The organism is Romboutsia faecis (assembly GCF_014323405.1).
In the GTDB taxonomy this organism is placed as follows: domain Bacteria; phylum Bacillota; class Clostridia; order Peptostreptococcales; family Peptostreptococcaceae; genus Romboutsia_E; species Romboutsia_E faecis.
Genome location: NZ_JACRWE010000002.1, coordinates 221106 through 233846, shown reverse-complemented (window position 1 = coordinate 233846; position 12741 = coordinate 221106). Strand labels below are relative to the sequence as shown.

General features: G+C 28.0%; 16 protein-coding genes and 1 other annotated feature. Of the genes, 3 read left to right on the top strand and 13 right to left on the bottom strand.

All coding sequences use genetic code 11. The features are described from left to right. Nucleotides 1–14 precede the first annotated feature (14 nt). Entirely contained in the window at nucleotides 15–383 is a 369-nt protein-coding gene (locus H8923_RS04450; RefSeq protein WP_187127844.1) for a BlaI/MecI/CopY family transcriptional regulator, read from the bottom strand. A gap of 247 nt (nucleotides 384–630) precedes the next feature. Here H8923_RS04450 and H8923_RS04445 point away from each other — a divergent pair, with 247 nt between their 5' ends. Together H8923_RS04445 and H8923_RS04440 are read left to right on the top strand one after the other, a co-directional pair. Continuing rightward, entirely contained in the window at nucleotides 631–975 is a 345-nt protein-coding gene (locus H8923_RS04445; RefSeq protein ID WP_153924024.1) for a hypothetical protein, read from the top strand. Nucleotides 976–1214: 239 nt separating this feature from the next. Then, nucleotides 1215–1490 (top strand): DUF1294 domain-containing protein, encoded by a 276-nt coding sequence (locus H8923_RS04440; RefSeq protein WP_153924022.1) that lies wholly within the window; start codon nucleotides 1215–1217, stop codon nucleotides 1488–1490. Nucleotides 1491–1542: 52 nt separating this feature from the next. On the opposite strand, the gene H8923_RS04435 is transcribed toward H8923_RS04440, so the two are convergent. From H8923_RS04435 to H8923_RS04380, 12 genes are all read right to left on the bottom strand, one after another. Further along, nucleotides 1543–2787 (bottom strand): uracil-xanthine permease family protein, encoded by a 1245-nt coding sequence (locus tag H8923_RS04435; protein WP_153924020.1) that lies wholly within the window; start codon nucleotides 2785–2787, stop codon nucleotides 1543–1545. Between the two features lie 103 nt (nucleotides 2788–2890). Next, nucleotides 2891–3424: a bifunctional pyr operon transcriptional regulator/uracil phosphoribosyltransferase PyrR gene (pyrR, locus tag H8923_RS04430; RefSeq protein ID WP_147541488.1), complete on the bottom strand. Its 534-nt coding sequence runs from the start codon at nucleotides 3422–3424 to the stop codon at nucleotides 2891–2893. Between the two features lie 253 nt (nucleotides 3425–3677). After that, nucleotides 3678–4589: an RluA family pseudouridine synthase gene (locus tag H8923_RS04425; RefSeq protein WP_153924018.1), complete on the bottom strand. Its 912-nt coding sequence runs from the start codon at nucleotides 4587–4589 to the stop codon at nucleotides 3678–3680. Continuing rightward, nucleotides 4589–5041: a signal peptidase II gene (gene lspA, locus H8923_RS04420; protein ID WP_153924016.1), complete on the bottom strand. Its 453-nt coding sequence runs from the start codon at nucleotides 5039–5041 to the stop codon at nucleotides 4589–4591. The genes H8923_RS04425 and lspA overlap by 1 nt, the downstream gene beginning before the upstream one ends. 64 nt (nucleotides 5042–5105) lie before the next feature. Continuing rightward, nucleotides 5106–5885, bottom strand: a complete 780-nt coding sequence (locus tag H8923_RS04415; protein ID WP_153924014.1) for a polysaccharide deacetylase family protein — start codon at nucleotides 5883–5885, stop codon at nucleotides 5106–5108. 28 nt (nucleotides 5886–5913) lie between these two features. Then, nucleotides 5914–6411, bottom strand: coding sequence for a TraR/DksA family transcriptional regulator (locus H8923_RS04410; protein ID WP_153924012.1), 498 nt, complete (start codon nucleotides 6409–6411; stop codon nucleotides 5914–5916). A gap of 10 nt (nucleotides 6412–6421) precedes the next feature. Next, nucleotides 6422–6805 carry a DUF5665 domain-containing protein gene (locus tag H8923_RS04405; protein ID WP_153924010.1) on the bottom strand — a complete coding sequence of 128 codons (384 nt, stop codon included), beginning with the start codon at nucleotides 6803–6805 and terminating at the stop codon, nucleotides 6422–6424. A 150-nt stretch (nucleotides 6806–6955) separates the two neighbouring features. Beyond that, nucleotides 6956–7960 (bottom strand): tryptophan--tRNA ligase, encoded by a 1005-nt coding sequence (gene trpS, locus H8923_RS04400; protein WP_153924009.1) that lies wholly within the window; start codon nucleotides 7958–7960, stop codon nucleotides 6956–6958. 14 nt (nucleotides 7961–7974) lie between these two features. Beyond that, nucleotides 7975–8673 carry a 5'-methylthioadenosine/adenosylhomocysteine nucleosidase gene (locus H8923_RS04395; protein ID WP_153924007.1) on the bottom strand — a complete coding sequence of 233 codons (699 nt, stop codon included), beginning with the start codon at nucleotides 8671–8673 and terminating at the stop codon, nucleotides 7975–7977. Nucleotides 8674–8740: 67 nt separating this feature from the next. After that, nucleotides 8741–8981 (bottom strand) — a binding site (T-box leader). A gap of 67 nt (nucleotides 8982–9048) precedes the next feature. Then, entirely contained in the window at nucleotides 9049–9492 is a 444-nt protein-coding gene (locus H8923_RS04390; protein WP_153924005.1) for a hypothetical protein, read from the bottom strand. A gap of 11 nt (nucleotides 9493–9503) precedes the next feature. Beyond that, nucleotides 9504–10862 carry a rhodanese-like domain-containing protein gene (locus tag H8923_RS04385; RefSeq protein ID WP_330596609.1) on the bottom strand — a complete coding sequence of 453 codons (1359 nt, stop codon included), beginning with the start codon at nucleotides 10860–10862 and terminating at the stop codon, nucleotides 9504–9506. A gap of 187 nt (nucleotides 10863–11049) precedes the next feature. Then, nucleotides 11050–11889, bottom strand: a complete 840-nt coding sequence (locus tag H8923_RS04380; RefSeq protein ID WP_153924003.1) for a DegV family protein — start codon at nucleotides 11887–11889, stop codon at nucleotides 11050–11052. 240 nt (nucleotides 11890–12129) lie between these two features. On the opposite strand from H8923_RS04380, the gene H8923_RS04375 reads away from it, so the two are divergent. After that, nucleotides 12130–12690, top strand: coding sequence for a TetR/AcrR family transcriptional regulator (locus H8923_RS04375; RefSeq protein WP_153924001.1), 561 nt, complete (start codon nucleotides 12130–12132; stop codon nucleotides 12688–12690). Nucleotides 12691–12741: the final 51 nt, after the last annotated feature.

Genomic DNA, 12741 nt, shown 5'->3' with positions numbered 1-12741 from the left:
ACTCCTCCTATTTTTTATTCATCTAATAAATGTTTAAGTTCTTCAATATCATCCTTAGACATTTTTTTATTCTTTATAAAGCTAGCTATCATCATATTAATAGATCCATTATATAACTTCTCTAAAAATGAGGTACTCGCTGAATTTTTATACTCATCTTCATTTAATTTTGGATAATATGTATAAGATTTCTTGTTGCTTTTATCTACTTCTATTGCTTTTTTTGACACTAACCTTGTAATTAATGTTTGTATAGTCTTAGGTTTCCAGTCAGTACTTTCACTTAGTATATTTACTATTTGAGAACTCGTACCCCTCTTTATATTCCAAAGTACTTTCATTACTTCTAATTCACTTTCTGATATCTGTGGTATATCTTTCACAATAAAACACCTCCATTGGATTACATTTGTAAGTTATTTAAATCTTACACTTGTAATCCATAACTTGTCAATACTTTTTCACTTTTTAAATATGTTATTTGAATTATGTATTTTGTATTTAGATGTATTCAATATTCTTATATTCTCTATGAAGGTGTTCATATCTCAATATCTAATTTAATATATTATATTAAGGAATTCGTTTTCTCGATTTATTTATATTATATAGAGGGTTGGTGTAAATATTATGGCAAGTACTATAGTAAATTTTCCTTATAATAACATGGGAGTAGCAAGATTAGATTCTAATGGTGTAATTCATAATCATCTTTATCATGAATGTCCTATTGGTAGAATTGATGATAATAAAATTATACATAATCATCATTTAGAAAATTCTCCAGTGGGTAGAGTTGATGATAACGGATTAGTACATAGTCATCATTCAGAAAATTCTCCTGTTGGTAGAGTCGATAATGATGGATATATTCATAATCATCCTACTGATAATTCTTTAGTTGGAAGAATAGATGGGGATAATGCTATGTTAGCAGGAAGCGCTTATTTATTATTAATACATAATAATAGATAAATAGATATAAAAAGAAAATGGCTATTTTAAATAATTTAAAGTAGCCATTTTCTTTTTATATCTAATTAGTCATCTTATTCATTCTTTTATTTTCACAATACATTACTTTTTAATTAGGATATAAGTCCATTTAATGAAATTATTAGTATTAAACTTTGCTTCTTTACATTATAATCATACTATATGATAATTACATAATACATTAATTTAATTATGCTTACATTTCAAGGAGAATTTACATGAATAATTTGTTTTTATATTATATTCTATTTATTAATTTTATAGGTCTATGTCTAATGTACATAGATAAATCAAAAGCTATAAAAAAGCAATGGCGAATAAGTGAATCCAAACTCCTATTTATATCTCTAATCGGAGGCAGTATTGGCTCTTTATTAGGAATGAATTTATTTAGACATAAAACGAAACATCCAAAGTTCACAATTGGAATTCCAGTAATAATTATTTTACAATTATTAGTTTTACATTACTTACCTTCATTTATAGCTATATAAAAAATCACTGACTTTGCATTATTTTATTAATTGCTAGTCAGTGATTTTTTTATTAATTGTGAACAGTTTTTCCGATTTTAACTGGTTCTTTTTCTTCATTCTTAAACTGATCATTATTTAATAATCTATTTAATACTATTCCTATTATTGCTGCTAAACTTAATCCTGTTATTTTAACACTTTCTGTCACAGGTATACCTATTGATATTCCTTGCTTCTCTAAGTAAGTAGTCCCAAGACCTATTGCTAGTATTGTAACAATTATTATAATGTTATTTTTATTTTCTACACAAGAACTATCTTTTATAGTTTTTAGCCCTACAAAAGTTATCATTGAGAATAACATTAAACTTATACCACCCATAACTGCTTGAGGTATGCTTTGAAGGAATCCTCCAAATTTACCTACACAAGCAAGTAATATCGCAAGTACTGCTGTACGTCTTAAGTTAGCCGGATCATAATTTTTAGTTATTGCTAGTACTGCCGTATTTTCTCCGTAAGTTGTATTTGCTGGTCCACCTAAGAATCCTGCTACTATCGTTGCTAGACCATCACCTAGTAAAGTTTTATTTAGTCCTGGATTTTCAATAAAGTTCTTTCCTACAACTGCTCCATTTGTTGTCATATCACCTATATGTTCCATAAACACTGCTAAAACCACTGGTGCAATTATAACTATTGCTTCTAAACTAAACTTAGGTAATGTAAAGTTTGGCACTGCAAATAAGCTTGCACTTGCCATAGCTGATGTATCAACTAATCCCATGAATCTGCATATAATATATCCTACAACTACAGCTATTAGTATTCCTATTTGTTTTATAAATCCCTTACCAAATAAATTAATAGCTATAGCTATTCCTAAAGTTATTGCGGCTATCATAAAATTATTTGAAGCCATATCAAAAGCTGTTGGTATTAAGTTTAACCCAATTACTGCAATCATTGCTCCTGTAACTTGTGCAGGGAAATATTTTTTAATCTTCTCTACACCAACTACTTTTACTAATAAAGACATTATTACATATACTAATCCAGCTACCATTATACCACCTTGTGCATAAGCTAAATCCCCTCCATGAGCTTCTTTAGCTGCTATTATTACTGGTATAAATGCAAAACTTGAACCTAAAAATACCGGTACCTTACCCTCTGTGCAGAAGTGGAATATTAAAGTTCCTATACCTGCAGAAAATATTGCTACTGCTGGGTCAAACCCTGTTAATATTGGAACTAAAACTGTAGCCCCGAACATTGCCAATAAGTGTTGAAATGACATGATTAATTTTTTCATAAAAAAACCTCCCGAATTTTGATAGGGAGAAATATTCTCCCTTTTTCAGTATCTCTGTACTGAATTAAAAGGTAATCTAAACCTTCTATATACTTTTATGCTTCTATTCTCTAATAGTTACTGAGTCTTCTTCGTCAGTTTCCATTAATTTTACTGATATAATCTCAGATTTAGATGTTGGTACATTCTTTCCAACATAATCTGCTCTTACTGGTAATTCTCTATGACCTCTATCTACTAATACTGCAAGTTGTATTGATTTTGGTCTTCCTACATCCATAATTGCATCTAATGCTGCTCTTACTGTTCTTCCTGTGTATAAAACATCATCTACTAATACAACTATTTTATCATTTATGTCAAAATCTATATTTGAACCGTTGACTACTGGATCAACATCTACAGTTTTTAAATCATCCCTGTATAAAGTTATATCTACTTCTCCAGTGTTCACAGGCTTTCCTTCTATAATTTCTATCTTTTTAGATATTCTATTAGCTATAGGTACTCCTCTAGTCTTTATACCTACTAAAACTACATCTTCTATACCTTTGTTTTTTTCTATTATTTCATGACTTATTCTTGTTATCGCTCTAACTATGGCTTTGTCATCCATTAAAGTTGCTTTTTCTTTCATACATTATCCTCCTAGGCTAACTACTTAGTATTTAATAATCTCTAAACATAAAAAAGCTTCTCATCATAAGACAAGAAGCTGTATATTACAAAATAACTAAGTAATACATGCTTTTAAACTGCCTTATGATATCTCTGTATCAATTAAAGGTATTAATTTTAGTATTATTAACTTATTATTATCATTATATATGATATCTTTAATTTTTACAAGATTTTAATTATATTTACATTTTAATCCTCATTAATTAAAGCTATTTCAATTTTTTTATTATTTCTTTAAAGTACTCAGGAAGCTCTGAATCAAATTCTATATATTTACTAGTAGTAGGATGTATAAAACCTAATTTCTTTGCATGTAGAGTTTGTCCATTCAATTTAAACTTAGTATTTTTAGGTCCATATATAGGATCCCCTAAAAGTGGATGATTTATAGAAAGTGCATGCACTCTAATTTGGTGAGTTCTCCCAGTCTCTAATCTAGCTCTCATATGTGTAAAATTTTCAAACCTTTCTACAACTTCAAAATGAGTTACTGCATGCTTTCCATCTTTAACGACCGCCATTTTTAATCTATCCTTTGGATTTCTTCCTATAGGCTTATTAACCGTTATCTTATCATCTTTAACTACACCGTGACATATAAATTCATATTCTCTAGTTATAGAGTGATCCTTTAACTGTTCTGCTAAGCTATTGTGAGCATTGTTATTTTTCGCAATCATTAAAAGCCCCGAGGTATCCTTATCAATTCTATGAACTATTCCAGGTCTAATAACTCCATTTATTGATGATAGCTTATCCTTACAGTGATATAAAATAGCATTTACTAATGTATTATCATAGTTACCAGGTGCTGGATGTACAACCATATCCTGAGGCTTATTTACGATTAATACGTCATTATCTTCATATACAATATCTATGGGAATATCTTGAGCTACAACCTCTAATAATTTTGGTGCTGGTATTTCTATCTTAACTTTATCTTCTTCTTTTACTAAATACTTTGCTTTTTCTATCTTATTGTTAACTTCAACCTTTTTATCTTTTATAATTTTTTGAATATAGCTTCTAGACATGTCACCTAATTGTTCTGATAAGTAAACATCTAATCTATCGCCTTCTTCTTCTTCTCCAACTAAAAATTCTCTTATTTCGTCCATTACTTCACCTGCTCTTTACCTTCAAAAAATAATATATATATACATAACATTACTGTACCAATTACTACAAATACATCTGCTACATTAAATACATATTCCCATATTATTCTAAAATCAAAATAGTCAACTACAAATCCTAATCTTACTCTATCTATTAGATTTCCAATTGCTCCAGAAATTATAAGCATAATTCCAACTTTACCTATTGGATGCACCTTTTTTGTATGTAAATAGTATAATCCAAATATTGATGCTACTATTGCAACCACTACAAATATCATTTGATTGTTTTGGAACATCCCAAAAGCTGCTCCTCTATTTTCTACATATGTAAGATGAAACACATTTTGTATAACAGGTATACTTCCTATATCCTGTAAATAATTCAATGCCCAATATTTAGAAAGTTGGTCTAAACCTATCAATATCGCTATTATCAATTCATAAATCAATATCTCTTCCTCCTAAGAATGTTATAAATATAATTATACATAAAAAAGCTTCCTAAATGGAAGCCTAGTTTTGAGTTTCATGTTCTTTTTTATCTAGATGATTTATTAGTTGTGATACTGTAACGAATTTATAACCTTTTTCTTTAAGTTTTGGTATGATACTATCTAAAGCTTGTACTGTTTGAGATTTTGCACATCTTACTTTGTTGTAATCGTGTAATAATATTATATTCCCATTTTCTACCTTTGTATCTATTGTATTAACAATATAATAAACACCTGGATTTGACCAATCCCTCGGGTCTAAATTAGACCACAGTATAATATTCATATTTTTATTTTTTATAATATCACACATATTCTTACTTATTGCTCTATATGGAGGCCTAAATAATTTTGGTTCTTCTCCAGTTATTTTTTTTATAATATCTTGTGTCTTTATTATTTCATTGTATATTTCATTATATCCATTCTTAGCTACATTTATATGGGTGTAAGTATGATTACCTATTTCATGACCTTCCTCAACTTCTCTTGCAACTATATCCGAATTGCGCTCAATATTTTCACCAACTAAAAAAAATGTAGCTTTCACATCATATTTTTTTAGTATATCTAAAATTTGTGGAGTATAAACTTCATCAGGCCCATCATCAAAAGTCAAAGCAACTACTTTTTGATCATTGTTACCTTTTTTTATTATTATATCTTCATAATCTCTCATTATATCGCTACCTGAATAATTAAAAATACCTATTTCTTTATCCTTTAAAGTCTGATTATTTATAGAATATCCTACTGTTGCTATTAACAAAACTCCTAAAATAAGTATTATTTTTTTCATATTTTAGACCTCTTCTCTTTTACTTTAATTATTCATTGTCATCGTATAATCCATTTTTATTTAAGTCAGTCAAATTTGTTATATACTCCGAATAAAAATCACATCCTGGATTTATAAAATTTAAATCTAGATGCTCTGTATCTGATGGAGTATTATCATGCTCTTTAGCACAACTAGAACAAAGATCTGTTTCAGGCAATAAGTCTAGTCTATCTGATTCTATATCTTTTTTACAAATCTCACAAATTCCATAACTTCCATTTTCTATTTTATCCAAGGCCTTATCAATTTGATATAATTTTCCTTTTTCATGAGTTGTTAAACTATTTTGCATATCCTGCATATATTCTTCAGTTGCAAAATCTCCTGGATGATTATCATAAGCTGATAATTCACCAGAACTATATCTTTCACTAGTATGATCTTTCGTATTTCCAAATAAAGTATTATCTTGCATACTAGATATTAAATGAGTTAAGTTATCTTTTTCTTTTAATAATTCTTTCTTATACTTATCTACGTTCATATTATCACCTCTATTGATTTCTATAATTCTGTACCACGTCTAATAATTTAGCTATATAAGCGCCTATTATTGGTAAATCTATCCAACTTGTAAGTATATAAAAAACTACTGCTGCAAGAACAGTAAATCCTATAGCTTGCCCAAATCCTTTACCTAATCCTGCAACAAAGTTTATAATAAAAAGCCTTCTTTTGCTATCTGTGAGCATCATATACTCTCTAATTCTACTTCTTTCAATAATTAGCATAAGTCTTTCTAAATATCTTTTAATTAAACCTAAATCTTCTTTTGGATTATCTGAGATATACATTTCATTAATTATCTCATCTAAATTTTTCATACTTATGTAAGTTGGATTTTTATCATTAATATTTTCCTTTTTCTTATGCCTCATACATTCACATCCTTTTATGAAACATATAACTCTAATTTAGTATGTGATAAATTTCATATAAAAATACTATTCTTTAAATGGTATAAAATAAATAGGTTCAGAATAAATTTCCAAATAAAAAAGCCACCTAAATGGTGACTTTTATTTATATTATAAAAATTTTCTTTCTATTAATCCTACTTTTTTGTATACTTTTCTTAAAGTTTTTCTAGCTTGTTTTTCAGCTTTTTCGGCACCCATTGCATATACTTTTTCTAAATATGCCTTATCTTTAAGAAGTTCTAAATATTTTTCTCTTATAGGACTTAAAGCTTCTACTATAACTTCAGCTACATCTGCTTTAAATTCTCCATATCCTTTACCTTCATACATCGCAACGACTTCTTCAATAGTCTTATTAGCTAATTGAGTATATATATCTATTAAGTTCTTTATCCCAGGTTGCTCATCACTATATCTTACAACACCTTCTGAGTCTGTAACACTTCTTTTAATTTTTCTTCTTATTGTATCTGGATCATCAGCTAACAGTATAAATGCATTTTCATTTGAATCTGATTTACTCATTTTCTTAGTAGGTTCTTGTAAGCTCATTACTCTTCCAACTTCTTTTGGTATATATCCTTCTGGTATTTCAAAAGTTGGTGAGTATCTATTATTAAACCTAGCGGCTAAATCACGAGCTAATTCTAAATGTTGCTTTTGATCTTCTCCAACTGGAACTAAGTTTGTTTGATATAAAAGTATGTCAGCTGCCATAAGTACTGGATATGTGAATAATCCTGCATTTAAGTTAGCTTCACTTTTTTGTGACTTATCTTTAAACTGAGTCATTCTGCTTAACTCACCCATATAAGTCATTGTATTTAGTATCCACATAAGTTCTGTATGTGCACTTACATGTGATTGTATAAATATAGTACTCTTCTCTGGATCAAGACCACAAGCTAAGTATTGAGCTAATATTTCTAATGTATTGGCTCTTAGATTTTTAGCCTCTTGAGGTACTGTTATTGCATGTAAGTCAACTATACTATAATAACAATCATACTCATCTTGGAATTTTCCAAAGTTTCTTAAAGCTCCTAAGTAATTACCTAGAGTTAATTTTCCTGATGGTTGAACACCACTAAAAATTACTTTCTTATCACTCATTGCACCCTCCTAAATTATAATGCTTTTAGCATATTTAAAACTATATCTTTAGATTTATGAGCAGCTTTTACTACAAATTCCTCATAAGTAACATCTGCACTTCCATCAGCCTTATCAGACATTGATCTTATTACTACGAATGGTATTTTATTCAAAGTACAAACATGAGCTATTGCAGCACCTTCCATTTCTGCACAATAAGCTCCAAATTCACGTACTAAGCTATCTTTTAATTCCTTAGAGCTTACAAATATATCTCCAGATACTACTCTTCCTTTTAAAACTTTATTTCCTTCTAATTCTTTTATTGATGATTTATAAGCTGCATCTATAAGCTTTTGATCTGCTATAAATGTTGAAGTTTCCATTCTTGGTATTTCACCTTTTTTATCTCCAAATGCAGTTGTATCCATATCATGTTGTATAGCATCTGTTGATATTACTATATCTTGAACATCTAATTCACTATGAAGTGCTCCTGCAACACCAGTGTTTACAACTGCATCTACATTAAACTCACTTATTAATATTTGTGTACATAAAGCAGCATTTACTTTACCTATTCCGCACTTAACTAATACTATATCTTTTCCTTCTAATTTTCCTTTGTGGAATTTTAAGCTAGCTTTTTCAACTACCTTTTCTATTTCCATAAGGTCTACTAATATATCTACCTCTTCATCCATTGCACCTATTATACCTATTATATTCATATTCTTCCTCCTATATATTTATCTTAAATATTTTTTTATCAAAATAAAAAATCCGTCCTATTATAATTAATAGGACGGATTTATTTTCCGCGGTACCACCTAATTTATACACATCTTTATAACATGTATCTCTTAAATCTGCTATAACGTGCAGTCACGATATCAGCTACTTTATAATAAATTAATTATTATATTTAACCTAATTCCTCAAAGATCCATTCACTAAACTTTTCTTGTAAAGTTCTCACCCTTCTTTACTCTCTGTATTGAAACTTTATTTACCTACTAATTCTTTTCATAGGATTAATTATATTATTTTTATTTAATAATATGATTTCCTAGAAAAAATGTCAAGAGGATGATTAATACAAGTAATTATTTTTTTAGATTTTTATTATAAATAGATATTATAACAAATACTATAAATTGCATTATAAATACTAATACAAATGCCATTATAAAATAATGGTAAGCTAATTTTTCAATAAAATATCTACTACTCATAGATATATAAATTAGAAAACTACTGATAAATGTTAAACCTGCTTGTATTTTATAAAAAATATTTTTATTCTTTTTCAATACATAAATAAAAATCACAAAAAATATGATTGTAATTACTATAGCAATGTTTTTTTGAATTAATAAATTTTCATGCGAAAATATACTGTTTTCAAATTGATATTTTCTATAATAAACATGGTGCATTATACCAGCTTTTTTATTTGTTAAATATTGAACTACAAATACTCCCACAATTGTTGCTAATTGAAGTATAACAGTTAGTGTATATAATATTTTTTTTATTATATTATTCATGATTGTTCATCCTATTTAGCAGGATCGCCAGTTTCAACAGGATTTGAAGCATTATTGCTCCATCCTATCCAACCATCACTATATAACGCTGAATTATCATATCCCATAACATTAGCATATGTTAGTACTTCTGCAGCTCTCCATCCACTACCACACATAAATATTAACTTCTTATTTATATCTATTCCAGCTTTATCCCATAAATCTTTTATTTCATCTGAATTTCTCATTGTATTGTCTATATTACGATAGTCTTCCAATGTCGTTGATGTTGTACCTGCATATCCATATACAGCTCCCGGTATACGACCTTTTTTATCATGATAACTATATCCAGATACTTCTCCTATATATTCTTCCCAACTACGATTATCTACTAAAACTGAATCATCACTTTTTAGCTCTTCTTTAAGTTCTGGTATAGTAACTATTAGATCCGGATTTCCTGGTATTTTTCCTCCAAAATCAGTTCCTGCAACAGGTGCATTACTTGTTGTTTCTAATTCATATCCAGCTGCTACCCATGCATTATTTCCACCATTAAGTACCCTTACATCATTTACCCCTATGTAACGAAGTATAACTGCAACTCTGTATGATGCCATAACATCAGGACCTGTAACTATAATTGTATCATCTTTAGTAAATCCATAATCTAGTGCGAATTTAGCTAACTCTTCATCACTTGCTAACATCCAATTTGGTGGTGGCTCTACTGTATCTGTATTAATATGAACACTAGTTGGAACATGTCCTTTAGAATATGCTTCACTTTCTTCTCCCCAACTAGCTTCAATGATCTTTATATTTTTAGATCCTTCAAAAGTTTCAGGAGTTTTTCCATCTACTACTTCCTTTACAATTTCCGCTGGAACTAATCTATCATAATTTTCATATGATTCCATAGCTAAAGATTCATCTTTTGCCCATTCTTTTACATTATAAGTATAGATATTTGTATAACCTTTTTGTGATAGATAACTTCCAACTGATTTTGAATCCTTTTCATTTGAATCATATAAAACTATATTTTTATCTTTATTAATACCTTTAGTTTTTAATGCTTCATCTAATATTTCTTCTTTATTTTTATTATCAACATTTAACCAGTTTGCAGAGAAATCTACAGCTCCTGATATATGTCCACCTCTAGAAACTCCGTCTAATTTCCATCCATTGTAAGCATCATTAATCCTAGTATCTACAATTACCCATGAATCATCTTCTAGTTTTGCTTTTAGATCTTTTGTTGAAATAGTTTTTAATTCTACGTCTTTTGCTTCTTCTTTTTTAGAACATCCTGATAGTGATAATAATCCTAATACCATAGTTGTCGCTAAAATTATGCTTTTTATCTTTTTAATTGTCATCTTATCCTCCTAACTTTTATTTTACACTACATTATATACTCAATAAAAAAAACAAGTAAAGCAATATAGATTAAATCTATATTAATTATTTTTTATAGATTTAATCTATATATCTTCATATAAAAAGCATATACAAAGCTAATTTAAATTATATTAAATCATTATTTGTATATGCCTTATAATCTTATTATAATGAGCTTACTAATATAGCCCCTTGAGATGTATATGTTCCCATTACAGGTCCTATTTCAGCTATTATTATGTCTTTGAATTTATATTTTGTTTCTAAGCTTTCTTTTATTTTTAATGCCTTCTCTTCACAATGAGCATGAGCTATAATTAAAGTTTTCTCTTCAGTATTTTTTATGTTAGATTCTACATACTCTAAAACCTTTTTTAAACTATTATTTATGCCTCTTGCTTTATCTATGGGCTTTACAACACCCTCAGTAACTTGTATTATAGCCTTAAAGTTTAGTGCATTTATAAGCTTTCCTGCTAATGGATTTATTCTTCCACCTTTAATAGCATTTTCTAAAGTTTCTAATGTTCCATAGAATACAACATAATTCTTTAAATTTTCAAGAATTGATACTATCTCATCTAAAGTTTTTCCTTCATCAATTAATTCTGCTGCCTTTATCGCTAATAAGCCCTGACCTATTGAACCACTCATACTATCTAAAACTTCGATTTTTTTATTATTATTTTCATCTTCATACATATCTTTTGCAAGCTTTGCACTACTATATGTTCCTGATAGTGCTGAGCTTACAGTTATTATTAATATATCTTCATCACCTTTGTACGCTTCTAAAAATCTATCTGGAGATGGACATGAAGTTTTAGGTAATTCCTTATTCTCACTCATTTTTTTATAAAAAGTTTCATTATCTATTTCTTCTCCAGTTATATAACTCTCTCCATTAAAACTTACATTTAGTCCTACTAGTTCTATATTGTATTTTTCTAAAATTTTCTTAGGTAAATCACATCCACCATCAACTAATAACTTTATCTTATTCATTTTATTTACCTCACTTAATTATTTATTTAAATTCTTGTGTTATTTTTCTAAATTTATGTTAATATTAATAATATATAATCAGTCAGTCGGTCGACCGATTATTTATTTCTATTGTATATACCTTTTGAGAAGTTGTCAACACTTGTAATATTACATTACTAGTTTTGTTGACTTTAAAATTATATATACTTTATAATATAATTTAGTTTAATGTTTTAAATACATAGAAAGGTTAATTTTATGAAGCCAAACAGTAATATGAAAGAACATATTTTAGATATTGCTATAAATCTAATTACACATAACGGAATTAAAAATACTAGTCTTTCTGACATATCAAAAGCTGCTGGTATAAGTAAAGGTACTTTATATTATCATTATTCATCTAAAGATGATTTAATATTTGATATTGCAGATATTCACCTAAATATAATTACCGCCGCTGTCTTAGAATGTGTTAAAAATATAGAAAAAAATTCTTCTAAAGATGAACTTATAAATCTAATACTTAGAAAAATTGCTACGATAGGATCTACTGGAAGAATTCATATGTATTTACTTTGTGAAGCTTTAACTGGAAATGATTCTTTAAGAGAAAGAATAAAAGTAAAATATATTCAGTGGAGAACTACTTTACAAGATGAAATATATAAAAATTTATCTGAAAGTATAGATGAGTCTGAAGCTTTTTCATTCTTACTTATTTCAATAGTTGACGGGCTAGTAGTTCAAAGTATATTAAAAACAGAAAAATTACCATATGAAAAAATAGCAAACTTTTTAGTTAGTAAGTGGATATAAAATTCACATTACAGATAAAGTTTAAAGCATCTATAAACTTGTAATTAAATT

Excerpts from the sequence above, each read along its gene's own strand:
- H8923_RS04445 (WP_153924024.1), top strand. The coding sequence starts at position 631 with ATGGCAAGTACTATAGTAAATTTTCCTTATAATAACATGGGAGTAGCA.
- H8923_RS04440 (WP_153924022.1), top strand. The coding sequence starts at position 1,215 with ATGAATAATTTGTTTTTATATTATATTCTATTTATTAATTTTATAGGT.
- H8923_RS04435 (WP_153924020.1), bottom strand. The coding sequence starts at position 2,787 with ATGAAAAAATTAATCATGTCATTTCAACACTTATTGGCAATGTTCGGG.
- pyrR (WP_147541488.1), bottom strand. The coding sequence starts at position 3,424 with ATGAAAGAAAAAGCAACTTTAATGGATGACAAAGCCATAGTTAGAGCG.
- H8923_RS04425 (WP_153924018.1), bottom strand. The coding sequence starts at position 4,589 with ATGGACGAAATAAGAGAATTTTTAGTTGGAGAAGAAGAAGAAGGCGAT.
- H8923_RS04415 (WP_153924014.1), bottom strand. The coding sequence starts at position 5,885 with ATGAAAAAAATAATACTTATTTTAGGAGTTTTGTTAATAGCAACAGTA.
- H8923_RS04410 (WP_153924012.1), bottom strand. The coding sequence starts at position 6,411 with ATGAACGTAGATAAGTATAAGAAAGAATTATTAAAAGAAAAAGATAAC.
- H8923_RS04405 (WP_153924010.1), bottom strand. The coding sequence starts at position 6,805 with ATGAGGCATAAGAAAAAGGAAAATATTAATGATAAAAATCCAACTTAC.
- trpS (WP_153924009.1), bottom strand. The coding sequence starts at position 7,960 with ATGAGTGATAAGAAAGTAATTTTTAGTGGTGTTCAACCATCAGGAAAA.
- H8923_RS04395 (WP_153924007.1), bottom strand. The coding sequence starts at position 8,673 with ATGAATATAATAGGTATAATAGGTGCAATGGATGAAGAGGTAGATATA.
- H8923_RS04390 (WP_153924005.1), bottom strand. The coding sequence starts at position 9,492 with ATGAATAATATAATAAAAAAAATATTATATACACTAACTGTTATACTT.
- H8923_RS04385 (WP_330596609.1), bottom strand. The coding sequence starts at position 10,862 with ATGACAATTAAAAAGATAAAAAGCATAATTTTAGCGACAACTATGGTA.
- H8923_RS04380 (WP_153924003.1), bottom strand. The coding sequence starts at position 11,889 with ATGAATAAGATAAAGTTATTAGTTGATGGTGGATGTGATTTACCTAAG.
- H8923_RS04375 (WP_153924001.1), top strand. The coding sequence starts at position 12,130 with ATGAAGCCAAACAGTAATATGAAAGAACATATTTTAGATATTGCTATA.